The sequence below is a fragment of the Aromatoleum bremense genome (assembly GCF_017894365.1).
GTDB lineage: Bacteria > Pseudomonadota > Gammaproteobacteria > Burkholderiales > Rhodocyclaceae > Aromatoleum > Aromatoleum bremense.
The window spans coordinates 1,004,129-1,027,256 of sequence record NZ_CP059467.1; the positions used below are offsets into that span (position 1 = coordinate 1,004,129).

Annotated in this window: 27 protein-coding genes; 16 read left to right on the forward strand and 11 right to left on the reverse strand. The window is 65.9% G+C overall.

Annotated elements, in window-relative coordinates; genetic code table 11:
• Positions 1-9 precede the first annotated feature (9 nt).
• The gene (locus pbN1_RS04735; RefSeq protein ID WP_244857165.1) at positions 10-1,338 is read right to left on the reverse strand and encodes a murein hydrolase activator EnvC family protein; all 1,329 of its coding nucleotides are present in this window, start codon (positions 1,336-1,338) and stop codon (positions 10-12) included.
• 13 nt (positions 1,339-1,351) lie between these two features.
• Positions 1,352-2,101, reverse strand: a complete 750-nt coding sequence (gene gpmA, locus pbN1_RS04740; RefSeq protein ID WP_169201522.1) for a 2,3-diphosphoglycerate-dependent phosphoglycerate mutase — start codon at positions 2,099-2,101, stop codon at positions 1,352-1,354.
• A gap of 159 nt (positions 2,102-2,260) precedes the next feature.
• Here gpmA and pbN1_RS04745 point away from each other — a divergent pair, with 159 nt between their 5' ends.
• From pbN1_RS04745 to pbN1_RS04770, 6 genes are all read left to right on the forward strand, one after another.
• On the forward strand, positions 2,261-2,590 hold the full coding sequence (locus pbN1_RS04745) for an ArsR/SmtB family transcription factor (protein WP_169201521.1): 330 nt from the start codon (positions 2,261-2,263) through the stop codon (positions 2,588-2,590).
• Between the two features lie 81 nt (positions 2,591-2,671).
• Positions 2,672-3,088: a rhodanese-like domain-containing protein gene (locus tag pbN1_RS04750; protein ID WP_169201520.1), complete on the forward strand. Its 417-nt coding sequence runs from the start codon at positions 2,672-2,674 to the stop codon at positions 3,086-3,088.
• Positions 3,089-3,090: 2 nt separating this feature from the next.
• The gene (gene grxC, locus pbN1_RS04755; protein WP_425305753.1) at positions 3,091-3,351 is read left to right on the forward strand and encodes a glutaredoxin 3; all 261 of its coding nucleotides are present in this window, start codon (positions 3,091-3,093) and stop codon (positions 3,349-3,351) included.
• Between the two features lie 108 nt (positions 3,352-3,459).
• Positions 3,460-3,936 carry a protein-export chaperone SecB gene (secB, locus tag pbN1_RS04760; RefSeq protein WP_169201519.1) on the forward strand — a complete coding sequence of 159 codons (477 nt, stop codon included), beginning with the start codon at positions 3,460-3,462 and terminating at the stop codon, positions 3,934-3,936.
• Positions 3,937-3,941: 5 nt separating this feature from the next.
• Positions 3,942-4,391, forward strand: a complete 450-nt coding sequence (locus pbN1_RS04765; protein ID WP_169201518.1) for an SH3 domain-containing protein — start codon at positions 3,942-3,944, stop codon at positions 4,389-4,391.
• A gap of 5 nt (positions 4,392-4,396) precedes the next feature.
• Positions 4,397-5,383, forward strand: coding sequence for an NAD(P)H-dependent glycerol-3-phosphate dehydrogenase (locus pbN1_RS04770; RefSeq protein WP_244857244.1), 987 nt, complete (start codon positions 4,397-4,399; stop codon positions 5,381-5,383).
• Between the two features lie 91 nt (positions 5,384-5,474).
• Here pbN1_RS04770 and pbN1_RS04775 read toward each other — a convergent pair whose 3' ends face one another.
• Together pbN1_RS04775 and pbN1_RS04780 are read right to left on the reverse strand one after the other, a co-directional pair.
• Positions 5,475-5,939 (reverse strand): tRNA (cytidine(34)-2'-O)-methyltransferase, encoded by a 465-nt coding sequence (locus pbN1_RS04775; protein ID WP_169201517.1) that lies wholly within the window; start codon positions 5,937-5,939, stop codon positions 5,475-5,477.
• Position 5,940: 1 nt separating this feature from the next.
• Positions 5,941-6,642 carry a ComF family protein gene (locus pbN1_RS04780; protein WP_342343979.1) on the reverse strand — a complete coding sequence of 234 codons (702 nt, stop codon included), beginning with the start codon at positions 6,640-6,642 and terminating at the stop codon, positions 5,941-5,943.
• A 66-nt stretch (positions 6,643-6,708) separates the two neighbouring features.
• On the opposite strand from pbN1_RS04780, the gene bioB reads away from it, so the two are divergent.
• From bioB to pbN1_RS04795, 3 genes are read left to right on the forward strand one after another with little or no spacing between them, the layout of a single operon-like run.
• A complete protein-coding gene (gene bioB, locus pbN1_RS04785) occupies positions 6,709-7,695 on the forward strand; it encodes a biotin synthase BioB (protein WP_169201516.1) in 987 nt (328 codons plus the stop codon).
• A gap of 5 nt (positions 7,696-7,700) precedes the next feature.
• Positions 7,701-8,594, forward strand: coding sequence for a malonyl-ACP O-methyltransferase BioC (bioC, locus tag pbN1_RS04790; protein ID WP_210147657.1), 894 nt, complete (start codon positions 7,701-7,703; stop codon positions 8,592-8,594).
• Complete coding sequence (locus tag pbN1_RS04795) at positions 8,591-9,250, forward strand: pyrimidine 5'-nucleotidase (RefSeq protein WP_244857167.1); 660 nt, start codon at positions 8,591-8,593, stop codon at positions 9,248-9,250. Before bioC ends, pbN1_RS04795 begins: the two co-directional genes overlap by 4 nt.
• An 18-nt stretch (positions 9,251-9,268) precedes the next feature.
• On the opposite strand, the gene hemB is transcribed toward pbN1_RS04795, so the two are convergent.
• Both hemB and yihA read right to left on the reverse strand, forming a co-directional pair.
• A complete protein-coding gene (gene hemB, locus pbN1_RS04800; RefSeq protein ID WP_169201515.1) occupies positions 9,269-10,282 on the reverse strand; it encodes a porphobilinogen synthase in 1,014 nt (337 codons plus the stop codon).
• Between the two features lie 222 nt (positions 10,283-10,504).
• The gene (gene yihA, locus pbN1_RS04805; protein WP_169201514.1) at positions 10,505-11,155 is read right to left on the reverse strand and encodes a ribosome biogenesis GTP-binding protein YihA/YsxC; all 651 of its coding nucleotides are present in this window, start codon (positions 11,153-11,155) and stop codon (positions 10,505-10,507) included.
• Between the two features lie 132 nt (positions 11,156-11,287).
• On the opposite strand from yihA, the gene pbN1_RS04810 reads away from it, so the two are divergent.
• From pbN1_RS04810 to phoU, 4 genes are all read left to right on the forward strand, one after another.
• On the forward strand, positions 11,288-11,914 hold the full coding sequence (locus pbN1_RS04810) for a c-type cytochrome (RefSeq protein ID WP_169201513.1): 627 nt from the start codon (positions 11,288-11,290) through the stop codon (positions 11,912-11,914).
• 194 nt (positions 11,915-12,108) lie between these two features.
• Positions 12,109-13,362, forward strand: coding sequence for a molybdopterin molybdotransferase MoeA (gene moeA / locus pbN1_RS04815; protein WP_169201512.1), 1,254 nt, complete (start codon positions 12,109-12,111; stop codon positions 13,360-13,362).
• A 30-nt stretch (positions 13,363-13,392) separates the two neighbouring features.
• Positions 13,393-14,055: a ribose-5-phosphate isomerase RpiA gene (gene rpiA / locus pbN1_RS04820; RefSeq protein ID WP_169201511.1), complete on the forward strand. Its 663-nt coding sequence runs from the start codon at positions 13,393-13,395 to the stop codon at positions 14,053-14,055.
• An 81-nt stretch (positions 14,056-14,136) separates the two neighbouring features.
• Positions 14,137-14,841 (forward strand): phosphate signaling complex protein PhoU, encoded by a 705-nt coding sequence (gene phoU, locus pbN1_RS04825; protein ID WP_169201510.1) that lies wholly within the window; start codon positions 14,137-14,139, stop codon positions 14,839-14,841.
• Positions 14,842-14,923: 82 nt separating this feature from the next.
• Here the strand turns inward: phoU and pbN1_RS04830 are convergent, their stop codons facing one another.
• The 5 genes from pbN1_RS04830 to pbN1_RS04850 form a co-directional block, all read right to left on the reverse strand.
• Complete coding sequence (locus pbN1_RS04830; RefSeq protein ID WP_041645623.1) at positions 14,924-15,196, reverse strand: oxidative damage protection protein; 273 nt, start codon at positions 15,194-15,196, stop codon at positions 14,924-14,926.
• A gap of 3 nt (positions 15,197-15,199) precedes the next feature.
• Positions 15,200-16,867 carry a sensor domain-containing diguanylate cyclase gene (locus tag pbN1_RS04835; RefSeq protein ID WP_425305764.1) on the reverse strand — a complete coding sequence of 556 codons (1,668 nt, stop codon included), beginning with the start codon at positions 16,865-16,867 and terminating at the stop codon, positions 15,200-15,202.
• 121 nt (positions 16,868-16,988) lie between these two features.
• A complete protein-coding gene (gene argA / locus pbN1_RS04840) occupies positions 16,989-18,344 on the reverse strand; it encodes an amino-acid N-acetyltransferase (protein ID WP_169201509.1) in 1,356 nt (451 codons plus the stop codon).
• A 102-nt stretch (positions 18,345-18,446) separates the two neighbouring features.
• Positions 18,447-19,958 (reverse strand): polyphosphate:AMP phosphotransferase, encoded by a 1,512-nt coding sequence (gene pap / locus pbN1_RS04845; RefSeq protein ID WP_169201508.1) that lies wholly within the window; start codon positions 19,956-19,958, stop codon positions 18,447-18,449.
• An 18-nt stretch (positions 19,959-19,976) separates the two neighbouring features.
• The gene (locus pbN1_RS04850; RefSeq protein WP_169201557.1) at positions 19,977-20,699 is read right to left on the reverse strand and encodes a 16S rRNA (uracil(1498)-N(3))-methyltransferase; all 723 of its coding nucleotides are present in this window, start codon (positions 20,697-20,699) and stop codon (positions 19,977-19,979) included.
• A gap of 41 nt (positions 20,700-20,740) precedes the next feature.
• Here pbN1_RS04850 and pbN1_RS04855 point away from each other — a divergent pair, with 41 nt between their 5' ends.
• The 3 genes from pbN1_RS04855 to pbN1_RS04865 all read left to right on the forward strand — a co-directional run bounded on the left by pbN1_RS04855 (position 20,741) and on the right by pbN1_RS04865 (position 23,100).
• Entirely contained in the window at positions 20,741-21,298 is a 558-nt protein-coding gene (locus pbN1_RS04855; RefSeq protein WP_169201507.1) for a thioredoxin family protein, read from the forward strand.
• A gap of 1 nt (position 21,299) precedes the next feature.
• Positions 21,300-22,109, forward strand: a complete 810-nt coding sequence (locus pbN1_RS04860; RefSeq protein ID WP_169201506.1) for an inositol monophosphatase family protein — start codon at positions 21,300-21,302, stop codon at positions 22,107-22,109.
• 115 nt (positions 22,110-22,224) lie between these two features.
• Entirely contained in the window at positions 22,225-23,100 is an 876-nt protein-coding gene (locus tag pbN1_RS04865) for a phosphoribulokinase (RefSeq protein WP_169117541.1), read from the forward strand.
• Positions 23,101-23,128 lie beyond the last annotated feature (28 nt).

Sequence of the window (23,128 nt, forward strand, 5' to 3'; positions counted from 1 at the left end):
CCGGAAAAGCTAATTGAGCCGCACCCACTGCAGGGGATCGACCGGCTGGCCGCGGTAACGAATCTCAAAGTATAAACCCGATTCGGAGGCGCCTCCGCTCGCCCCAACGCTGGCGATCGGGTCCCCCCCGGCAATCACGTCGCCGAGCTCCTTCAGCAAGGCGTCGTTGTTGCCGTATATCGACAGATAGTCACTGCCATGGTCGACGATGATGAGGTTGCCGTAGCCGCGCAGCCAGTCCGAGAACACGATCTCGCCCGCCGCTACCGCCCGCACCTGTGCACCGCCAGAGGCGCGTATGAAAACGCCTCGCCACGTCGTGCCACCTTCCGCCCTTGGAGCACCGAAACGTCCAACCAGTTCGCCACGGACCGGAAATCGCATCTTGCCGCGCAACTGCGCAAAGCTCACGCCCGTCGGAGTCGCCTCCGCGGCCTGCCGGACCTCACCGACGACCGCTTCCGAGCGGGAACGCGGCGTCGACGGCGTGTCTCGCGCCGCGTCCGCCCGCTTCTCCGCCGCAGCCCTTGCCGCCGCGCGGGCGGCAGCTTCCCGCGCCGCCGCAGCGGCCGCGACACGCGCGGCCTCCCGTTCCGCCGCCCGCCTGGCGAGGACTGCCACCAGGCGACCGAGCCGCTGCTGATCCTGGCGCAGTGTCTCCTCTTCCTTGCGCTGGCTGAGCAGTTGCCGGGATATCCCTTCGAGGGCGTGCTTGCGCCTGGCCTGCATCGATTCGAGCGCGGCATGCTGGGCGCGCTGTTGCGCCTCGAGCGCCACCAGGCGGTCGCGCCGGCCGGCAATCGACTCGCCAAGCTCGGCTTTCTGCCGCAGATCCCCGCGCAACGACTCGATCAGCGCCAGGCGGGCCCTGCCAAGGTGTTCCAGATAATGAGCGTCACGGGCGAACTGATTCGCGTCGCGGGTCGACAGGAACGGCGCAACACCGCCGCCCGCGCCATGGACATAGTGCCGGCGCAGCCACTCGTCCAGTTCGGCCTGCCGCCCCGCGATCCGGGCTTCCACCGCCTCCTGCTCGGCCTCGAGGATCGCAAGCGACTTCTCGGTCGTCACCCGCTCCGCAGCCAGGGCGTGCAGCTGGCGCTGCGCCTGCGAAACCGCCCGTTCGGCCGCGGCGAGTTCGGCGGCAGCGCCCGAACGGGTTTCCTCGGTATCGGCAATCTCCTTGCGCAGATCCGCGATGCGGCGTTTCACCTCTTCGAGGTCGGAACGCTTCTGCGCGACCTCGGCCGGCTCACTCGCCTGCGCTGCGGGAGCGCCCAGCAGGAGCGCCAGCGCCAGCGCAGGGATAAGGGGCCGCAACCCGAGCCGGAGGATCATTCTCGGGAGGCTTTCAGCCCTTGGCCTTGCCCTGCCCCGCCACCGCCGCCTCGGCCGCACGAATGGTGTCGGCATCTGCGAGGTAGTAGCTCCTGATCGGGCGCAGGTTCGCGTCCAGCTCGTAGACGAGCGGCTGAGCGGTCGGGATGTTGAGGCTGACGATCTCGCTGTCCGAGATGTTGTCGAGATACTTGATCAGCGCGCGCAGGCTGTTGCCGTGGGCCGCGATCAGGATGCGGCGGCCGGCCAGGATGTTCGGCACGATCACCGTCTCCCAGTACGGCACGAAGCGCGCAACCGTGTCCTTGAGGCATTCGGTGCGCGGGAATTGGGCGCGCGGCAGCGATGCATAGCGCGGGTCGCCGCTGGTGAGCCGTTCGTCGCCCTCCGGCAGCGGCGGCGGTGGCGTGTCATATGAACGGCGCCAGATGAGCACTTGGTCGTCGCCGAATTTCGCCGCGGTCTCGGCCTTGTTGAGCCCCTGCAAGTCGCCGTAATGCCGTTCGTTCAGGCGCCACGAATGCTCCACCGGCAGCCACAGCGAGTCGAGTTCCTCGAGGACGATGTTCAGCGTCTTGTTGGCACGCTTGAGCACCGACGTGTAGGCCAGATCGAAGGTGTAACCCTCGCGTTTCAGCAAGTGACCGGCAACCCGGGCCTCTTCGACACCCTTCTCGGTGAGATCGACGTCGGTCCAGCCGGTAAAGCGATTGTCCTTGTTCCAGGTAGACTCGCCATGGCGAAGCAGAACGATTTTGTACATGAACGCTCGGGAAAAAGTGGTTGAAATTGTGAAGCTGACATCAAACGACGGGACGAGGCCGGGACCGGAGCGCCCGGCAAAACACAAAGACACCGGACTCGCCCTTAATCGGGCCGCGATATTTTATACTAGTCGCCTGATCTGCACTTCACGCCCACAGTGGACAACAACGCCATCATCGACCTGATCGACAAGCACGAGCACATCGAGACCGCCGCTCGCGCCCTCAAGGCGATTGCACACCCCCTGCGGCTCAAGATCCTGTGCGTGCTCGGCGAGAGCGAAATCTGCGTCCAGGAAATCGTGGAGGCGGTCGGCACCTCGCAGAGCAACATCTCCCAGCACCTCGCGATCCTTCGGGACAAGGGGGTGCTGCAAACCCGCAAGGATGCGAATCGCGTCTACTACCGCGTCTGCGACCAGCGGACGCTGCAACTGATCGTGCTGATGCGCGAGGTGTTCTGCGGCGTCACCCGCGACAGAATGTGAGCCAGCACCGCCGGCTGCAATCCCGGTTGCCGCCTCAATTGTCACCAATCGCATCGAACCCATAGAACGGAGCAAGATTTCGTGGAATTCCTCCAGCAAAACTGGTACTGGGCTGCGCTCGCGGTAGCGAGCGGCAGCTGGCTGCTGTTCGACTTCGCGCGCGCGCAAGGCGACAAAAGCCAGGTATCCCCGATCGAGGCGACGCTGCTGATCAACCGCGAAGAGGCGATCGTCATCGACATTCGCGACCAGGCCGAATACGCGCGCGGTCATATCCCGAACGCACGCCATATTCCGCAGGCCGATCTCGAACGGCGCAGCGCGGAACTCGCGAAGTTCAAGGACCGTCCGCTGATCGTTTATTGTTTCACCGGTGCTCGCTCGTCTGCGGCGATTGCAACGCTGAGGAAAGCGGGATTCGAGAAACTCTTCAACCTGCGGGGCGGTCTCGTCGAATGGGAAAAAGCCGGGCAGCCGGTCAGCCGCAAGAGGAAATGAACATGGCAAAAATCAGAATGTATGCCACGAACGTGTGCCCCTACTGCGTGCGTGCCGAACAGCTCCTCAAGCGCAAGGGCGTGACCGACTTCGAGAAGATCCGCGTCGATCAGGATCCGTTGCTGCGCGACGAGATGATCAGGCTCACCGGGCGCCGGACGGTACCGCAGATCTTCATCGGCGACCAGCACGTCGGCGGTTGCGACGACCTGTTCGATCTCGACCACGCCGGCAAGCTCGACTCCTTGCTGGCCGTGCCCTGAGCGTCCCAACCCCCGGCCCGGCGCCGTTTACGCCCGCGCCGCCGCCAGCCGTGTCAGCTTCGCATCATCCGCACCAACCCGATTCACCTCCTTTTCCAGGCCCTTTCCATGACCGAAAACGCACAAGCCGCGCAACCCGTCTTCTCGATCGAAAAACTCTACGTCAAGGATCTCTCGCTCGAAGTGCCGAACGCACCGAAGATTTTCCTCGACCGCGAGAACCCGCAGATCAATGTTCAACTGCGCACCGAGGCCAGCAACGTCGACGAAGGCGTTTTCGAAGTCACGCTGACGGTGACCGTTTCTGCCAAACTGGCGGAAGACCGGACGGTGTTTCTCGTTGAGGTCGCGCAGGCGGGCATTTTCCAGATTCGCAACATTCCGGAAGGCGATCTCGAGGCGGTGATGATGATCGGCTGCCCGAACATCCTTTTCCCGTATGCGCGCGAATCGGTGTCGGACGCGATCACCCGCGCCGGCTTCCAGCCGGTGGTGCTTGCCCCGGTGAACTTCGAATCGCTGTACCAGGCCCAGCAACAGCAGGCCGCGGCGGCTGCGCAGGCCGGCGAACTCCCGATCCAGTAAGACGAATGCGCACGAACGTCCGCCTCCCACTATGCTTTGCCGCCGCGCTGGCCCTGTCGGCCGGCGCCGCCGATGCGATCGAATTCCGTTCGGTCGGCGAACCCGCCGTGCTGTTCGACGCACCCTCCGAGAAGGGCAAGCGCCTCTACATCGTCGCACCCGGCACCCCCGTCGAAGTCGTCGTGACGCTCGACAAATGGGTCAAGGTGCGTGATGCGGGCGGAGCGCTGACCTGGATCGAACGTCGCGCGCTGTCCGAAAAACGCACCGTGATGGTCTCCGTACCGCGGGCCGTGGTGCGCCAGCGTCCCGCGGACGATGCGCCGGCAGCATTCGAGACCGTCAAGGATGCAGTCCTCGAATTCGTCACACAACCTGGCGACGGCTGGATCCAGGTCCGCCACAAGGACGGCACGCAGGGCTACCTCAAGATCAGCGAGGTATGGGGGCTTTGATGCGGATGCGGATTGCCGTGTTCGGCGCCGGTGCCTGGGGCACTGCGCTGGCGCTCGCGTTCAGCCCGCGCCACGACGTCGTGCTGTGGGGCCGCGACGCAGGCCATATCGACACCTTGGCCACGACGCGGCACAACGAGCGTTACCTGCCCGGCGTGCCCCTTCCCGAAGAATTGGCCCTGACAGCCGACTTCGCCGCCGCTGCCCGCACCGCCGACCTGCACCTCGTCGTCACGCCGCTCGCCGGCCTTCGCGCCGCGGTCGGTGAACTGAGCAGGCTGCAGCCCGGCACGCCGTTGATCTGGGCGTGCAAGGGTCTCGAAGCGGGGACCGGCAAGCTGCCGCATGAAATCGTCGCCGAGGAACTCGGGCCCGCAGCCCTGTGCGGCGTATTGACCGGCCCCAGCTTTGCCGCCGAAGTCGCCCGCGGAATGCCAACCGCGGTGACGCTGGCCGCGGCCGACCCGGCTTTTGCCAGTCGCTGGGTTCCAGCACTCCACCAGCCGCGGTTGCGCATTTACGCGAACTCCGACCTCGTCGGCGCCGAGATCGGCGGCGCGGTCAAGAACGTGCTCGCGATCGCCGCAGGCGTGTCCGACGGCATGGGGTTCGGCCTCAATGCGCGCGCGGCACTGATCACCCGCGGACTCGCCGAAATCGCGCGGCTCGCCGAAGCCCTCGGCGGACGCCCCGAAACCCTGATGGGCCTGGCCGGTATGGGAGACCTGATCCTGACCTGCACAGGCGACCTGTCGCGCAACCGGCGTGTCGGACTCGCACTCGCCCAGGGCAAGACCCTCGCCGAGATCCTCGGCGAACTCGGCCATGTCGCCGAAGGCGTGTCGACCGCCCGCGAGGTCGTCAAGCTCGCCACTCGCCACGGCGTCCAGATGCCGCTGTGCGAAGCCGTCGACACCCTGCTCCACAACGCCCGCCTCGGCCCGCGCGAAGTCGTCGAGCAACTGCTGTCGCGCGAGCCGCGGCACGAGTGAGCCGAGCCGCGGCGTTCGCGCCTATTGCGGCACCGACAGCCCGCCTCCGATCCGCCCCGCAGCTTCCCGCCGGGCGGATGCGCCGGAGCGCTCAAGTCGCGCCGGCAAATTCCAGTTGGCGCCACGCTTCGAAAACGACGACCGCGACGGCGTTCGACAGGTTCACGCTGCGATTGGCCGGACACATCGGGATGCGCAGCGTCTGCATGTCCGGCACCGAATCGAGGACCTCGGCCGGCAGCCCGCTGGTTTCGCGCCCGAACAACAGCACGTCGTCCGTCCGGTAGTCGACCAGGTCGTAGCGTGTCCGGCCTTTGGTGCTCAGCGCCAGCAGGCGCCGGCCGGCCAGCGCCGACCGGCACGCATTCCAGTCCTCATGAATGGTGACCGTCGTCAGATCGTGGTAATCGAGGCCGGCGCGCGCGAGTTGCCGATCGGAGAGATCGAAGCCGAGCGGCCGCACGAGATGCAGGCGCGCGCCGGTGTTGGCCGCGAGCCGGATCGTGTTGCCGGTGTTCGGCGGGATTTCGGGCTGGAAGAGAACGATATCGAGCATGTCAGTGGGGGGAAGGTGTGCGGGCGACGACGAGGTTTTCGACGCGCGCGGCGCCATGCATCTTGAGCGTGCGAGCGAGCTCGTCGAGCGTCGCGCCGGTCGTCATGACGTCGTCAACAACAATCACCGTGCGGCCGGCAAACGAGGCCTCGCAATGGAAGGCGCCCCGCATATTGACGCTTCGCTCCTTCCACGGCAAGGATACCTGCGGCGCGGTATTCAGCGTGCGCCCGACACCCGCGAGTTCGAGCGGCAAGCCCCACGCGCGCCCAAGCGGGCGGGCGATCTCGACGGCCTGGTTGAAGCCGCGCTGGCGCAGCCGACGGACATGCAGAGGCATCGGCAGCAGGACCGAAGCCGGCCGGGGCGGGCCGAACGGCAACAGCGCCTCGGCGAAAAAATTCGCCAACGCCAGCCGGTGCCGATACTTGAGCCCCTGGACGATCCGATCCACGGGAAAGGTGTACGCAAACGCGGCGCGGCTCGCATCGAATGCCGGCGGATTGCGCAGGCAGCGCCCGCAAGTGGCGCCATTGGCAGTCGGGACAGCACATACCGGGCACGACGCCGGCTGGCGTGGCAGATCGTTCCGGCAAGCGCTGCACAGCGCGGCCGCGCCCGACATCGAACCGCACACGAAGCAGTCCTGCGGCATCAGCAGGTCTGCGATCCGGCGCGTGCGAAAGCGCAACGCATTGAGCACGTTTGACAAGATTTCCGCCAATGAAGGAACATGCGAGTCTTCGCATTACATCCCGGAACCGCTTTCATGACAATGACTTCAGCGCCCGCAGCCGAACGCCAGGCCGACCCGGCCGTACCCCGCACCCAGTGGACCGTGGCCGAAGCCGTCGAGCTGTTCGAACAGCCCTTCATGGACCTGCTCTTCCGCGCGCAGCAGGTGCACCGCGCACATTTCGACGCGAACGCGGTGCAGCGCTCGACGCTGCTGTCGATCAAGACCGGCGGCTGCTCGGAAGACTGCGGCTACTGCTCGCAATCGACGCGCCACAATACCGGCCTGGACCGTGAGCAGCTGCTGAAAGTGGCCGAAGTCGTCGAGCACGCGAAAGCGGCGAAAGCGAAGGGAGCGTCGCGCTTTTGCATGGGCGCGGCGTGGCGCGGCCCCAAGGACAAGGACATGGAGACGGTGCTGGCGATGGTGCGCGAGGTGAAGGCGCTCGGCCTCGAGACCTGCGTGACGCTCGGCATGCTCAAAGGCGACCAGGCGCTGCAGCTGAAGGAAGCCGGCCTCGACTACTACAACCACAACCTCGACACCGCGCCGGAGTTCTACGGCCAGGTCATCACGACGCACACCCTGGCCGACCGTCTCGACACGCTCGAACAGGTGCGGGGCGCGGGCATCAACGTCTGTTCCGGCGGCATCGTCGGCATGGGTGAAGGACGACGCAGCCGGGCCGGCCTGCTGGTGCAGCTCGCGAACATGGCGTCGCCGCCGGAATCGGTGCCGATCAACAACCTCGTGCCGGTGCCCGGCACGCCGCTCGAAAACGTCGACAAGATCGATCCGTTCGAATTCGTCCGCACGATCGCCGCGGCCCGCATCATGATGCCGACGAGTTTCGTCCGCCTGTCCGCCGGACGCCAGCAGATGAGTGACGAGCTGCAGGCGCTGTGCTTCATGGCCGGCGCGAACTCGATCTTCTACGGCGACCGCCTGCTGACGACCGACAATCCCGACACCGACCGCGACGAGGCGCTGTTCGCGCGCCTCGGCCTGCGTCCCGTCTGAGCCGGATGAGCGCTCCGGCCGACTTCACCCTCGCCCGCGAACTCCTCGTCCAGCGCTTCGGCCGTGCCGCGGCGACCTACGACGAGGTCGCGGTGCTCGCGCGCGAAGTCGCGCGCCGGATGGACGAGCGGCTCGACTACATCCGCATCGAACCGAAGCGCATCCTCGACCTCGGCTGCGGCACCGGGGCGGACTTCGAGGCGCTCGGCAAGCGGTACCCGAAAGCGACGCGAATCGGCGCCGATTTCGCGCTGCCGATGCTGGACCGCGCGCGCGGCGAGCGCAGCCTCTTCGGGCGGCTGCGCTCGCTCGGCCGCAACGCGCCGCCGTCGCTCGTCTGCGCCGATGCGTCCACCCTCCCGTTCGCCCGTGCCAGCCTGTCGCTGGTGTGGTCGAACCTGCTGCTCAACTGGCTCGCCGATCCGCTGCCGGCGTTGCGCGAAATGCACCGCGTGCTCGAGACGGACGGCCTGCTGATGTTCTCGTCACTGGGGCCTGACACGCTGAAAGAGCTGCGCGCGGCCTTGCCCAGCACGCACGGCGAGCGGGTGCACCGCTTCATTGACATGCACGACCTGGGCGATGCGCTGGTGCAGGCCGGCTTCTCCGATCCGGTCATGGACATGGAGGTGCTGACCCTGACCTACACCGACCTCGACGAACTGCTGCGCGACCTGCGGCTTTCCGGCAGCGCCAACGCGAGCCGCGCACGGCCCCGCGGGCTCGCCGGCAAGTCGGGCTGGGCTGCAGCCCGCAATGCGCTCGAGGCGCTGCGCCGCGACGGGCGCCTGCCGGCGACTTTCGAGATCGTCCAGGGCCACGCATGGAAGGCACAGCCGAAGACGACCGACGACGGCCGCGCGGTCATGCAGTTCCAGCCGCGCAAGGTTCATGGATGAGCACTCCCCTGCGGCCTCCGCCGGTGTGGCTGTTCGACCTCGACAACACGCTGCACAACGCCAGCGCCCACATCTTCCCGCACATCAACCGCAGCATGACGGCGTACGTCGAACAGCACCTGTCGCTGAGCCTGGAGGAAGCGAACGCGCTGCGGGTCCACTACTGGCATCGCTACGGAGCGACGCTGCTCGGCCTCGTGCGCCACCACGGCACCAACCCGCACCACTTTCTCGAGGCGACGCATCGCTTCGAGAAACTGCACAAGCTGATGGTGTTCGACCGCGCGCTGCGCTCGATGCTGCGCCGCCTGCCGGGCCGCAAGATCGTGTTCTCGAACGGCCCGCAGCGCTACGCCGAAGCAGTCGTCGAGGCGATGGGCATCCGCCGGCATTTCCATGACGTGTTCGGCATCGAACAGATGCGCTTCCATCCGAAGCCCGGCGTGCAGGCGTTCCGCCACCTGCTCCACGATCACCGCCTGGACCCGCGGCACTGCGTGCTGGTCGAGGATTCGGCCGAGAACCTGCGCACCGCGAAGCGGCTCGGCATGAAGACGGTGCTCGTCGGGCGCGGCCTGAAGCAGCCGGCCTACGTCGACATGAAGATCAGCTCGATCCTGCGCCTGCGCCGCGCCGCCCGGCCGTGGCTCGCGTGACGCCGTCGCGCGGAAGGCTCAGGCCGCCTTCAGCCAGCGCGCCGCGTCGAGCGCGAAGTACGTCAGGATGCCGTCGGCGCCGGCACGCTTGAACGACAGCAGCGCCTCCATCACGCACGCCTCCTCCGACAGCCAGCCGTTGGCGATCGCCGCCTTCAACATCGCGTACTCGCCGCTGACCTGATACACGTAGGTCGGCACCTGCAGTTCGGTCTTCACGCGCCGGACGATGTCGAGGTACGGCATCCCGGGCTTCACCATGAACATGTCGGCCCCTTCGGCAATGTCGAGCGCGACTTCGCGGATCGCCTCGTCGGAGTTGGCCGGGTCCATCTGGTAAGTATATTTGTTGCCCTTGCCGAGACTCCCGGCCGAGCCGACCGCATCGCGGAACGGGCCGTAGAAGCTCGACGCGTACTTCGCCGCGTACGCGAGGATGCGGGTGTGGATCCGGCCGTTGCGGTCGAGTTCGGCGCGGATGCGCGCGACCCGCCCGTCCATCATGTCGGACGGCGCGACGACATCCGCGCCGGCCTGTGCGTGGCACAACGCCTGTTTCGCCAGCGCCTCGAGCGTCTCGTCGTTGAGCACATAGCCGCGCGGATCGTCGGGATCGATCAGCCCGTCCTGGCCATGGCTGGTGTAGGGATCGAGCGCGACGTCGGTGATCACGCCCAACTCCGGGAAGCGCGCTTTCAGCGCCTGCACGACCCGCGGCACGAGTCCGTCCGGATTCCACGCCTCTTCGGCACCGAGCGTCTTGCCCCCGGCCTCAATGACCGGGAACAGCGCCAGCGCCGGCACGCCGAGCAAAACCGCCTCTTCGGCGACGCGCAGCAGGTTGTCGAGCGACACGCGGTTCACGCCCGGCATCGACGGCACCGCCTCGGTGAGGCCCGTCCCTTCGAGCACGAACACCGGATAGATCAGGTCATCGGTGGAGAGCCGGGACTCGCGCATCAGGCGGCGGGAAAAGTCGTCGCGGCGCATCCGCCGCATGCGGGTCGCGGGAAAGATTCCGGTAGGGCGCATGGTCAGTCCAGTCAGGTGGGAGCGAAACACCCGGTAACGAAACCGCGGGGGAACTTCGCTGAAAGAGGCTTATCTTATTGTACAGATGGTGACGAGCCATCTCCCGCTTCACCTCCCTGAGCGGGTGCCTTAATCCAGTTAAGGCGTTTGACCCCGGGCTTTATCCCCTTTAGCCCGGGGTTTTTTATTGCCCCGGTCGTTTATTCACCGACTGCGGACCGGTTACTTCCCTGCTGCGCGCAGCTGGGCCGGGGTCGGGATTGCCGGCAAATCGTCGCTCGGCAGACCGAGCCAGCCAGCCACCTTGTGCTCGACCTCTTCCATGCCGATTTTCTTCAGGCTGGAGAACAGTTGCACGCTGATCTGCGGCCCGATTGTCGCGACTTCGCGCCGAACGCTGGCGAGCGTGGCCGCAGCCTCGTTGCGCGACAGCTTGTCGCATTTCGTCAGCAGCGCATGGATCGGCCGCCCACCGGGCACGAACCAGTCGATCATCTGCCGGTCGAGGGCGGTGAGCGGATGACGCGAATCCATGATCAGCACCAGTCCGATCAGGTTTTCACGTTTGCGCAGGTAGTGCTCAAGCAGCCCCTGCCATTGGCGGCGGATGTTTTCCGGCACTTTCGCGTAGCCATAGCCCGGCAGGTCGACGAGCACCGCCCCGCAATCGAGGCGAAAGAAATTGATCAGCTGGGTGCGTCCGGGCGTCTTCGATACGAATGCCAGACGGGTATGATCGGCAAGCGTATTGATGGCGCTCGACTTCCCCGCGTTGGAGCGTCCGGCGAATGCGATTTCCGCGCCCTCCGGAGGGGGTAAATCCCCTGATTTTGCAATGGAAATTTCGAATCGTGCATTACGGAAGATCGGCATCTGGGAATCGGTAAGAACAAGGGCGAGAGCGAAGACGGGGTTGGGGCGCGCCCACCTTGCATCGCGCAAAACGGGGTACTTGATATAGAATAACGCGTTTGTGACGACCGCTCACGGCTTTCTGAGGACACCATGATCAAGCGTTCCCTGCTGCTCCCGCTGCTGCTGGTTGCCGGCGGCCTTCAGGCCCAAGACCAGGCTCCCGATCTTGCAAAGGCGAAAATGACGGCCGAAACCGTCTGCGCCGGCTGCCATGGACCGGACGGCAACAGCCCGATTTCGACCAATCCGAAGATCGCGGGGCAGCACGAGGAATATCTCTACAAGCAGCTGAGGGCGTTCAAGTCGTGGGACGGCAAGACGCCCGAGCGCGAAAACCCCATCATGGGCGCAATGGTGGCCGGGCTCGAAGACGCGGATATGAAGGCGCTCGCGGCCTACTTCGCATCGCAGAAACTGCAGCCCGAGAGCGCGAAGAATGCGGCGACGGCACAACAGGGCCAGGACATCTGGCGCGCCGGCATCGCTGCGAAAGGCCTGCCGGCCTGCGCAGGGTGTCACGGCCCGACGGGCGCCGGCATGCCAGTCCAGTACCCGCGCGTTGCAGGCCAGTTCGCCGAGTACACCGAAGCGCAACTGAAGGCCTTCCGCGACGGCGTACGCAAGAACGATCCGAACCAGATGATGCAGACGATCGCGCTGAAGATGACGGACGCGGAAATCAGGGCCGTCTCGGATTACGCGGCGGGACTGCGTTAAGAACTCAACAGCGGGATCGCGGTTCTCGTGATAGGGTGGCTCGACCACCCTTTTTCTTGCCGGTCCGCGAATCGCCGGGCGCTACCGGCGCCCTCAACGACCACAACCACAACACGAGTTGCCGCACGGGCGGTCGACCGTGCGATGATAATCAGCAGTGTGGCGGCGCGCCGCCGCGTCAAGGGATGAGAGTCATGAAACAGAACTCCGGCGGGAAATCCGCGCCCCGCTCCCCCCACCTGACCACCGCCGAAGCGCGACGAACGATCCTCGAACGCCTGTCGCCGATCGGTGGGTGGGAACGCGTCGCGGTCCGCAACGCGCTCGGACGGGTTTTGCTCGAAGACGTGATCGCGCCGTGCAACGTGCCCGCACACGACAACTCCGCGATGGACGGCTATGCCGTGCGGTTCCGCGATCTCGATGTCCGGCACGATACCGCGCTTGCGGTGGTAGGCACCGCGTTCGCCGGCAAGCCGTTTTCGGGCATCGTCGGTGCGGGACAAGCGGTACGGATCATGACCGGCGCGCCGATTCCGCAAGGCGCCGACACCATCGTCGTGCAGGAAATGGCCCGCGCCGGCGACGGCCAGGTATTCATCCCGCCGGGACAGCAGGCGGGGCAAAACCTGCGCCGTGCGGGCGAGGATCTCGCCCTCGGCGGCGTCGCACTGCCGGCTGGCAAGCGCTGCGGTCCGGCCGAACTCGGCCTGATCGCCTCGCTAGGCATCGCCGAGGTGACCGTGCGCCGGCGCCTGCGCGTCGCGTTCTTCTCGACCGGCGACGAACTCGCGTCGATCGGCAAGCCGCTCACACCCGGCGAAGTCTACGACAGCAACCGCTACACGCTCTTCGGCGCGCTTTCCCGTCTGGGCTGCGACATGCTCGACATGGGCGTCGTGCCCGACAACCCGGCGGCCCTCGAAGCAGCCTTTCGCTGTGCATCGGCCGATGCGGACGTGATCCTGACCAGCGGCGGCGTGTCGGTCGGCGAGGCCGATTTCATCCGCGAGCTGGTGAATCGCCTCGGCGAGGTCGCATTCTGGAAGATCGACATCAAGCCGGGCCGGCCGATGGCTTTCGGCCGCGTCGGTGATGCCTGGCTGTTCGGCCTGCCGGGCAATCCGGTCGCGGTGCTGGTGACTTTTTACCAGTTCGTGCAGGATGCCCTGCTCGTCCTCTCCGGCGTCTCGCCGCTGCCGGAACCCACGCTGTTCGAAGTCCCGTGCGGCGAAGCGATCCGCAAGCAGGCCGGCCGCCGGGAGTTCCTGCGCGGCCAGTTGGGAAGGGTCGACGGCCGGCAGACGGTGCGCCTCGCCGGAGCGCAAGGCTCGGGGGTGCTGCGGTCAATGTCCGAGGCGAACTGCTTCATCGTCCTGCCCGAGGAGCGCGGCGACGTGGCGGCCGGAGAACCGGTGATGGTGCAGGTTTTCGACGGACTGATCTGAAGCGACGTTTCATCGGATAGACATTTCACAATGACCCAGGACGAACTCAAGAAGGCGGCCGCGATCGCGGCACTCGACTACGTCGAAGACGGCATGATCGTCGGCGTCGGCACCGGCTCGACCGTCAATCATTTCATCGACGGTCTCGCCGGCATCAAGGACCGCATCGCCGGAGCGGTATCCAGTTCGGAAGCCAGCGCGCGCCGCCTGGAGGCCCACGGCATCCCGATTCTGGATCTGAACGACATTACCGACCTGCCGGTGTACGTGGATGGAGCCGACGAGATCGATGGCGGGTTTTGCATGATCAAGGGCGGAGGCGGCGCGCTGACCCGCGAAAAGATCGTCGCGGCGGTTGCGCGCCGGTTCATCTGCATCTGCGACGCGAGCAAGAAGGTCGCCTGTCTCGGCCGCTTTCCGCTGCCAGTCGAGATCATTCCGATGGCCCGCGCCTACGTCGAACGCGAACTGGTCCGGATCGGCGGTCGGCCCGAACTGCGTGAGGGATTCGTCACCGACAACGGCAACCTGATCGTGGACGTGCACGGCTTGATGATCACCTCACCACGCGCGCTCGAGACCGAGCTGAACCAGATTGTCGGGGTGGTCACCAATGGCCTGTTCGCGCGCCGCGGCGCGGACGTGCTGCTGCTGGCAACGCCCGCCGGGGTCGAGCGACAGGTTGCAAACTGAGAAGCGCGCGCTCCCGACGCTCACCTGAAACATTCCGGTCATTTTTTGCTGCTAGCCTCCTCGCACACAGGGGATTCCAACATGCCGAGCAAACACACTCTTACTCATTTCGACACCGAACTGGAGGCCATCCGCAAGCGTCTGCTGGAAATGGGCGGCCTCGTCGCGCAGCAGCTGAGCCGCGCGATCGATGCGCTGAGCAGCGGGGACATGGCGACGCTCGAAGCGGTCATCGAAGACGACCGACGCGTCAATGAAGAGGAAGTCGCGCTCGACGACGCCTGCATCCTGCTCATTGCACGGCACGGGCCCACAGCGGGCGACCTGCGCATGGTCATGACGATGATCCAGATGATCACCGACCTCGAACGGGTCGGCGACGAAGCGAAGAAAATTGCGAAGGCGGGCAGGCAGATCATCGGCTCCGACGTGGTTTTCGTGCCGAAAGTCGAACTGCGGCACGTCGCGGCGATGGTCGTCGACATGCTGCAGCGCGCGCTCGACGCCTTCGCCCGCATGGATCCCTCGTCGTCGGCCGACATCGCCCGCCAGGACAAGGAAGTCGACGCGATCTTCAAGGGCATCATGCGCCAGCTGATCACCTACATGATGGAAGATCCGCGGCTCATCACGCGCGCGCTCGACGTGCTGTTCATCGCCAAATCGATCGAGCGGATCGGGGACCACGCGAAGAACGTGTCGGAATACGTGGTGTATATGGTCAGGGGCCGCGACGTGCGCCACGAAGGGATCGAAGCGCTGGAGCGCGAGTCCAGGGTCCGCTGACGGGGCCGCTGCGGCCGGAAAGGCGAAGGGATGACCCGCGGGTCATCCCTTCGCCGTTCGCACCCGCGGCATGCGCCGGGATTTACTGTGCGGGGGGAACGTAGCCGCCGACCTGGTCCGCGCCACCGCCGAAGAAATGCTTTTCCATCTGTTCGGCGAGGTACTTCCGCGCCCGCGCGTCCATCAGGTTGAGGCGATTTTCATTGATCAGCATGGTCTGGTACTTCACCCACTGCTGCCAGGCTTCCTTGGACACATTCTCGAAAATGCGCTTGCCCAGCGCGCCCGGTACCGGCGGCAGGTCCAGCCCTTCCGCTTCGCGCCCAAGCTTGATGCAATTGACCATACGGGCCATCGTTCAATCCCCTCTGCAAATGGGTTCATCGGATTCTGAAGACGCCATTCTATCGGATTCGTGCGCTTCACTCCCGGCCAGCGTCCATCTGTCGCGACCACGATTCTTCGAGCAGTACATCGCCTGATCGGCGACCGCGATGAGCTGTTCCGGGTTGTCCGCGTGCTGCGGGAACAGCGCGATCCCGAGGCTCGCGGTGAGGCTCGTGGAGCGCCCCTCGAATTCGAAGCGCTGCGTATCGATGACTTCGAGGATGCGGCGGGCGAGTTCGCACAGATCGCGCTCTTCGGCATCCGGCACCAGCACGCCGAATTCGTCGCCGCCGAGGCGGAAGAACATCTCGTTGCGCCGGATCACGCCGCCGACGGCCTGGGCGAGGCCGACGAGCACCGCATCGCCCGCCTGGTGACCGAACTCGTCGTTGATCGGCTTGAAGCCGTCGAGGTCGATCGCGATCAGTCCGACGTGGACCTCGTGGCGGGTCGCTTCGGCCAGCAGGCGATTGAGCTCCTCGTGGAAACGCCGCCGGTTGAAAAGGTTCGTCAGCGGATCGCGCTCGGCCAGTTCCACCATCTTCCGGGCGATCTTTCGCTCTTCGGTGACATCCTCGTAGATCCACACCCGCCCGATCCAGCGCTGGCCCTCGGCCGACTCCACGACCGTGGACACGTCGGTGACGATGCGTCCGTCGCGCAGGCTGATCTCATGCGCTTCGCTGACACCATGCATCTGCAGTACGCCCGCGATGTGCTCGAAATACGCTTCGGGCTGCTCGAGCAAGGCGACCACGCGGCTTTGCAGCACCACGTCGCGCATCCCGATCAGGTTCTCGTCGGGCGCAAACCCCCAGATGCTGAGCATCGCGCGATTGTAGTAGAGGACCCGGTGATCGCGGTCCATGAACAGAATGCCGAGGCGGATCACGTTTAGCAGCGCCGAAAGGCGCTGGCGCTCATCGTTGCTGCGGGCCAGATAGCGTTCACGAAGCGCCTGCGCGCGACGCAGCTCGGTCACGGTCTCGAGCAGTTTGTATTCGGTTTCCTTGCGCGCCTGGATGTCCTCCGCCGACATGCGCAAACCTGCCGGATGAGTGGAATCGTCGCCGAGCCGCCGCCAGTGGCATGCGACCCAACAGATGCGCCCGTCGGCACGCATCAGGCGCATCTCGAAATTCGCGGGCGGGCCCCCCTCGGCGACTTTCCGCGCCATGCGCAAACAGTAATTGCGGTCCGACTCATGCACGAGGAACACGATCGCATCCGGCGCTCCGAGGCATTCCTCAGGCGTCCGGCCGGTGATGCGGTGGATCGACGGGCTGATCCAGACGAGGCGCCCGGCGACATCGAAAAGCGCCTCGAGGCCATACACCCCTTCGGCAATCTCCCGCAGCCGCCGCACCTCATTCGACGCCGCGTCGATATATGCGAGGGCATCCAGCGGCCGAACCTCCCGTGAAGGAGCCGGCGGAATCGCCGCGTCGGCACCGAGCCGGTCGAGCCGCGCCGCAATCTCGAGATTGCCCTGCTCCTTTTCGCGCGCCCGGCGCAGCCTGTCGCAGCGCACGGCCGCTCCGGCCAGCAGGCCGATTGCGGCGATCGTGACGACCGCCGCCAGGCGCACGCCATCGGCACCGCCATACCTTCCGATTCCGACCGCAAGCGCAGCAAGCATCGCGGCGACCACGCCGGCGAGCAGCGGAACCAGCTTCGCGTCGCCCCCTTCGCCGCTCAAGTCGTCGCCTCCTCGCACACTGCGAGGGGCCCCTCTCCGGCAGGCAATGCATCGCGAATGTTCATAGCGACTTCGTGAACACCTTGGAGCGGCGCTGGTAATTGTAGAGTTCGCGCTTCTGCCGCGGCAGGGCCTCCGGCCCAATCTCGCTGAAGCCGCGCTCGCGGAACCAGTGGGCGGTGCGCGTCGTCAGCACGAACAGCCGCTCGAGCCGCTGCGCCCGCGCGCGCTGCTCGATCCTTCGCAGCAGCTGGTCGCCCAGCCCCGCCCGCCGGTACTCGGAAGTCACTGCAAGGCAGGCGAGTTCGGCGGCGCGTTCGTCGCTGAACGGGTACAGCGCGGCGCACCCGACGAGCACCCCGTCGTGTTCGACGACAGTGAAGCGGTCGATTTCCTGTTCGAGCAGCTCGCGGCCCCGCCGTACCAGCGTGCCGTCGGCTTCCATCGGCGAGATCAGCGCGACCAATGCGGCGACGTCCTCGACCGTGGCCTCGCGCAAGCGGAACAGCGGGTCGCGCGACACGACGGTGCCGACTCCAGCGTGCGTGAAAAACTCCAGCAACAGGCCGCCGTCCTTGTCGTGGTCGATCAGGTGCACGCGCGCGACGCCGCGGCGCACTGCGCGGATCGCACAGGGCAGGTAGAGATCGAGATCCTCGGTCAAACCTTCGCCGGCGTTGAACATGCGCTCGGCTTCGTCCGCGGTGACGGAATCGATCAGATGCTGGTCGGCATCCAGCAGTCCCGGCGCATCGCACAAGTAGATGAGCTTTTCGGCGTGGACCGCTATCGCGACCGCTTCGGCGACTTCCTCCATCGACAGATTGAAAATCTCTCCCGCCGGCGACACGCCCAGCGGGGTGATCAGCACGACGTTCTGCTGATCGAGATCAGCGTTGATTTCCTCGGCGATGATCTTGCGCACCGCTCCCGTGTACAGGTAATCAACACCCTCGACGACGCCGACCGGACGCGCGGTAATGAAATTGCCGCCGGTGATCCGCATGTAGCTGCCCGCCATCGGCGTATTCGGCAACCCTTGGGACAGCAGCGCTTCGACCTCGATACGCGTCACCGCCATCGCCGCCTTGACGCATTCGAGCGCGTCGGCGTCGGTCACGCGCAGGCCGTTGTGGTAGCGCGGCTCGAGACCGCGCCGTGCCAGTTCGGCATCGATCTGGGGACGCGCACCATGCACGAGGACGAGCCGGATCCCCAGCGCCGCCAGCAGGTTGCAGTCGTACGCGAGGCTTTGCGCGCGGGCGCCGGCCGCGACTTCGCCGCCGAAGCCGATCACGAACGTCCGGCCGCGAAACGCGTGGATGTAGGGCGCCGCCCCGCGCACCCAGGCGACAAACTGGTCGGGGCTCGCAGTAACTTCGGTTGCGGCACGGGAGGGAGTGGTTTGCCCGTTCAAACGATCACCGTCAGGAGTTTTTGAGCTGTGCGCGCGGTCGAAGCGACTGCGCGGAACCCGCAAGGTCCACATTCTAACGAAACAGGGGCATTTCGCATGCGCTTACCGCCTCCCGGAACGCGAAACGTCGTTTTTTAGCTCGGTTTCAAGCCGTGCACAGAGGGTTTGCAACACTTTGATACGTGCAAACAACTTGTTTTCCGCTTCGACCAGCGTCCAGTGCGACGTTTCGGTGCTGGTTCGGTCGACCATGTCGCACACCGCCCGTACGTAATCGTCCCAGCGCTCGCGATTGCGCCAGTCGTCATCGGTGATCTTGAAGCGCTTGTGCGCTTCGGCCTCGCGCGCCCTGAACCGCAGCAACTGCTCGTCTTTGCCGATTTGCAGCCAGAACTTGACGACGATCCCGCCGGCGACGGCAAGCTGATCCTCGAAATCGTTGATTTCCGAGTATGCGCGCATCCAGTCCGCCTCGGAACAGAAGCCTTCGACCCGCTCGACGAGCACACGTCCGTACCACGAGCGGTCGAAGATCGCGACCTTCCCCTGGCGCGGCAGATGGCGCCAGAAACGCCACAGGTACGGCTGCGCGCGCTCTTCTTCGGTCGGCGCGGCGACCGGGATGACGTGATAGAGGCGCGCGTCGAGCGCGGCCGTCACACGACGGATCGCGCCGCCTTTTCCCGCCGCATCGACGCCCTCGAACACCAGCACCAGCGACCGCTCACGAAAAGCGGGGTTGCGCGTGAGCAGCGCCAGCCGGCCCTGGTAGTGCTCGAGGAGCTCGTCGTAGGTGTCCCGCTCGAGCGGCTGGTCGAGGGTCAGGCTGTTGAGGATGTTGCGCTCGTCGAGCACCGGCGGCAGCGGCGCCTGGGTCTGTCGCGGCGTCCAGCCTCTGGTCGCGACGTCGAGGCGTTTGCGCATCGCGTCGAGCAAGGTGCGCCCGACAAGCAGCGCCCGGAAGCGCGGGTCGGAACCGTCGACGATCAGCCACGGCGCCTCGCCGCTGCTCGAATGGCGCAGCACATGCTCGGCGACCTTGCGATAGCGAGCGTATTGCGCGTAGTACCTCCAATCCTGCCGGGTGACGCGCCAGCGCGTGCGCGGATCCTTTTCCAGCGCCTTCAGCCGCTTCCTCTGCCCGTCCTTCGACAGGTGGAACCACAGCTTGATCAGCAGCACCCCTTCGCGCACCAGCATCGTCTCGAAGCGCTTGATTTCATCGAGATGCTGGTCGAGTTCGGGTTTCTTGCTGAGCCGCTCGACCCGTTCCCGGATCGGATCGGTGTACCAGTTGCCGAACAGCACGCCGATCTTGCCGCGCGGCGGCAGCGCGCGCCAGAACCGCCACATGAAGGGGCGTTCCGCTTCGTCAGTGGTCGGCGAATCGAACGCCCAGCTCTGGATGTGGCGCGGGTCCATCCACTCGTTGAGCAGGTTGACCGTTTCCCCCTTGCCCGCGCCATCGATGCCGTTGATCAACACGACGACGGCGAAAGCCTTCTGCTCGAGCAGGTCGAACTGCGCGTCGAGCAGCTGCGCGCGCAACTGCGGCTCCACCGCGTCGTACTCGGCCTTGTCGATCTTGTGGCCGAGCTCAGCCGACTCGAACACGTCGCCCCCCGTCCGGCTTCAGAAATCGCCCCACAGCGCCTGCAGCGCGGCCACCGCAGCGAGTCCGGCCGTCTCGGTGCGCAGCACCCGCGGCCCGAGCCCGACCGGCACACACCCCGCGGCCCGGCACATCGCAAGCTCCTCGTCCGACCAGCCGCCTTCGGGGCCGACGAGCAGGTGCAGCGCCGCATCGGGGCGGCCGAGCGACGCCAGCCGACGGCCATCGACCGGCGTCAATACCAGCCTCGATCCCGCTGCGGCGCTGGCAAGATACTCGCGCAGCCCGGTGATCGGCTCGATCTCCGGCACGCGATTGCGCCCGCTCTGCTCGCACGCGGAGATCGCCACCTGGCGCCAGTGCGCGACACGCTTGTGCGCACGGTCGCCCGACAGCTTCAGCACGGAACGCTCGGCCTGCAGCGGGACGAGCGCCGACACGCCCAGCTCGACGGCCTTTTGCACGATCCAGTCCATCTTCTCGCCGCTCGCGAGCGCCTGCACCAGCACCAGGGACAGCGGAGATTCGCGTTCCAGCACGTGGTATTCGCCGCGTACCGCGAGAGCGTCCCGGCCGCGCACTTGCAGCCGTGCAGCCAGCTCTCCACCGCGTCCGTCGAACAGCACCAGCGGGTCGCCGTCGCGCAGGCGCAACACGCGCAAGGCGTGGTGCGCGAGCGCGTCCGGCAGTTCGATCTCGCCCGAATCGGGCAACGGGCAAGGAAAAAAGAAGCGAGAAATCATCATGCTATTATAAGTAAACCCTTGTCTTCCGGAGCTTCTCGATGGTCGCAATGACAACTCCGCTGTGCAATTTCGGCTGGTCGGCGCCCGATTTCGACCTGCCGGGCGTCGACGGCAAGCGTCATACGCCTGCTTCGGCACGCGGGCCCAACGGCCTGCTGGTGATGTTCATCTGCAATCATTGCCCGTACGTGAAGGCCATCACCGACAAGCTCATCCGCGACACGCGCGAGCTGGCGGAGCACGGCATCGGCAGCATCGCGATCATGGCGAACGATCCTGCCGACTATCCTGAAGACTCGTGGGACAACATGGTGCGCATCGCCCGCGACCTCGACTTTCCGTTTCCGTACGTGCTCGACGCGACGCAGGCGGTCGCGAAAGCGTACGGCGCGGTGTGCACGCCGGATTTCTTCGGCTTCAACAGCCGGCTCGAGCTGCAATACCGCGGCCGTCTCGACGCATCGGGCCGCAGCCCGACGCCTGCCGGGACGCGCCGCGAGCTGTTCGACGCGATGCTGCAGGTCGCGCGCTCCGGCGAAGGGCCGCGCGAGCAGACCCCGAGCATCGGCTGCTCGATCAAATGGCGGGAGGCGTGACATGCCGACTGTCGGGCAACGACTCGCCTGTGCCCGCGCGCTCGAATCGGTCGTGCGTGACATCGCCCGCGAAGTCATCCTGCCGCGCTATCTGAAGACTGCGCGCAATCGCAAGCCGGACGGGTCGCTGTTCACCGAGGCCGATCTCGAATCGCAGGACCGCTTCATCGAAGCCCTGCCCCGCCTGCTGCCCGGCCCCGTGCTCGGCGAGGAAATGAGCGGCGAAGAGCAAGCACACCTGTGGAGCAGCGGGCGGGCCGGCATGTGGTGCATCGATCCGATCGACGGCACCACCAACTTCGCCAACGGCATTCCGTTCTTCGCGGTGTCGATCGCGTATCTCGTCGAACAGGAAACCCATTTCGGCATCGTCTATAACCCGGTCACCGACGAATCGTTCTACGCGGCAAAAGGCGCCGGCGCGTTCCTCAACGGCGTGGAACTCCCCCTCCGTCCTGCTGCGCCGCGCCTGCACGACGCGGTCGCCGGCATTGACTTCAAGCGCATCAGCCATCACCTCGGCGACGAACTCGCGGTGCGGCCGCCGTATTTTTCGCAGCGCAACTTCGGCTCGAGCGCGCTCGAATGGTGTTTCGTCGCCGCCGGCCGGCTCGACGTCTACCTGCACGGCGGGCAGATGCTGTGGGACTACGCGGCGGGCCGGCTGATCCTGGCCGAAGCCGGCGGGGAGGCGGCGGCGCTCGATGGCGGGTCGCTGATGGCCGGCCCGGCGATCAAGCGCGGCATCATCGCCGCGGCCAATCCGACGCTGTTCCTCGAGTGGCGCAACTGGGTGGCCGCGCACTCCTGACCGGCCCGATCCGGCTTCCGGCCGGCAGCTTCGCCCCGCGCCACGAACCTCACCACTTTCAAGATCACCGCTTTCAAGATCACATTTCCCACGAACCTGCCCGCGGAACTTCGCCATGTCCATGAAACATCCGATCATCGCCGTGACCGGTTCCTCCGGCGCCGGCACGACCACGGTGAAACATACGTTCGCCGCGATCTTCCACCGCGAGCGCGTCAACGCCGCGATCGTCGAGGGCGACAGTTTCCATCGCTACACGCGCAACGAGATGAAGCGCCTGATCGAGGATGCTGAACGGGTCGGGCAGCGCGGCATCAGCCATTTCGGGCCGGAAGCGAACCTCTTCGAAGAGCTCGAGAACCTGTTCCGCGCCTACGGCGAATCGGCGACCGGCCGCAGCCGCTCGTACATCCACAACGAGGAGGAATCGGCGCGCCTCGGGCTGCCGATCGGCACCTTCACCGAATGGGAAGACCTTCCCGTCGGCACCGACTGCCTGTTCTACGAGGGGCTGCACGGCGGCGTCGTCGCCGACAAGGTGGATGTTGCGCGGCACGTCGATCTGCTGATCGGCGTCGCACCGGCGATCAATCTCGAATGGATCCAGAAACTGCACCGCGACACCAGGATTCGCGGCTACTCGATGGAAGCCGTGCAGGACACGATCCTGCGCCGCATGCACGACTACGTGCATTACATCGTGCCGCAGTTCTCGCTCACGCACATCAACTTCCAGCGCATCCCGATCGTCGACACCTCGAATCCGTTCATCGCACGCGATGTGCCCACGCTCGACGAATCGATGGTCGTGATCCGCTTCAAGGACCCGCGCGGCGTCGATTTTCCCTATCTGCTGCGTATGATTCACGAATCGACGATGTCGCGCGCCAATTCGATCGTGATTCCCGGCGGCAAACTCGATCTCGCGATGCAGCTGATCCTGACGCCGCTGATCTGGAAGCTGATGGAACGCCGGCGACAGTGGGTATAGACACGCTCCGACATCTTGGGGCGGCGGC

Excerpts from the sequence above, each read along its gene's own strand:
- hemB (WP_169201515.1), bottom strand. The coding sequence starts at position 10,282 with ATGCGCCCTACCGGAATCTTTCCCGCGACCCGCATGCGGCGGATGCGC.
- pbN1_RS04770 (WP_244857244.1), top strand. The coding sequence starts at position 4,397 with ATGCGGATTGCCGTGTTCGGCGCCGGTGCCTGGGGCACTGCGCTGGCG.
- pbN1_RS04810 (WP_169201513.1), top strand. The coding sequence starts at position 11,288 with ATGATCAAGCGTTCCCTGCTGCTCCCGCTGCTGCTGGTTGCCGGCGGC.
- secB (WP_169201519.1), top strand. The coding sequence starts at position 3,460 with ATGACCGAAAACGCACAAGCCGCGCAACCCGTCTTCTCGATCGAAAAA.
- pbN1_RS04735 (WP_244857165.1), bottom strand. The coding sequence starts at position 1,338 with ATGATCCTCCGGCTCGGGTTGCGGCCCCTTATCCCTGCGCTGGCGCTG.
- pbN1_RS04860 (WP_169201506.1), top strand. The coding sequence starts at position 21,300 with ATGCCGACTGTCGGGCAACGACTCGCCTGTGCCCGCGCGCTCGAATCG.
- bioC (WP_210147657.1), top strand. The coding sequence starts at position 7,701 with ATGAGCGCTCCGGCCGACTTCACCCTCGCCCGCGAACTCCTCGTCCAG.
- phoU (WP_169201510.1), top strand. The coding sequence starts at position 14,137 with ATGCCGAGCAAACACACTCTTACTCATTTCGACACCGAACTGGAGGCC.
- pbN1_RS04775 (WP_169201517.1), bottom strand. The coding sequence starts at position 5,939 with ATGCTCGATATCGTTCTCTTCCAGCCCGAAATCCCGCCGAACACCGGC.
- grxC (WP_425305753.1), top strand. The coding sequence starts at position 3,091 with ATGGCAAAAATCAGAATGTATGCCACGAACGTGTGCCCCTACTGCGTG.
- pbN1_RS04855 (WP_169201507.1), top strand. The coding sequence starts at position 20,741 with ATGGTCGCAATGACAACTCCGCTGTGCAATTTCGGCTGGTCGGCGCCC.
- yihA (WP_169201514.1), bottom strand. The coding sequence starts at position 11,155 with ATGCCGATCTTCCGTAATGCACGATTCGAAATTTCCATTGCAAAATCA.
- rpiA (WP_169201511.1), top strand. The coding sequence starts at position 13,393 with ATGACCCAGGACGAACTCAAGAAGGCGGCCGCGATCGCGGCACTCGAC.
- pbN1_RS04865 (WP_169117541.1), top strand. The coding sequence starts at position 22,225 with ATGTCCATGAAACATCCGATCATCGCCGTGACCGGTTCCTCCGGCGCC.
- pbN1_RS04835 (WP_425305764.1), bottom strand. The coding sequence starts at position 16,867 with ATGCTTGCTGCGCTTGCGGTCGGAATCGGAAGGTATGGCGGTGCCGAT.
- pbN1_RS04795 (WP_244857167.1), top strand. The coding sequence starts at position 8,591 with ATGAGCACTCCCCTGCGGCCTCCGCCGGTGTGGCTGTTCGACCTCGAC.
- pbN1_RS04765 (WP_169201518.1), top strand. The coding sequence starts at position 3,942 with ATGCGCACGAACGTCCGCCTCCCACTATGCTTTGCCGCCGCGCTGGCC.
- moeA (WP_169201512.1), top strand. The coding sequence starts at position 12,109 with ATGAAACAGAACTCCGGCGGGAAATCCGCGCCCCGCTCCCCCCACCTG.
- gpmA (WP_169201522.1), bottom strand. The coding sequence starts at position 2,101 with ATGTACAAAATCGTTCTGCTTCGCCATGGCGAGTCTACCTGGAACAAG.
- bioB (WP_169201516.1), top strand. The coding sequence starts at position 6,709 with ATGACAATGACTTCAGCGCCCGCAGCCGAACGCCAGGCCGACCCGGCC.
- pbN1_RS04830 (WP_041645623.1), bottom strand. The coding sequence starts at position 15,196 with ATGGCCCGTATGGTCAATTGCATCAAGCTTGGGCGCGAAGCGGAAGGG.
- pbN1_RS04850 (WP_169201557.1), bottom strand. The coding sequence starts at position 20,699 with ATGATTTCTCGCTTCTTTTTTCCTTGCCCGTTGCCCGATTCGGGCGAG.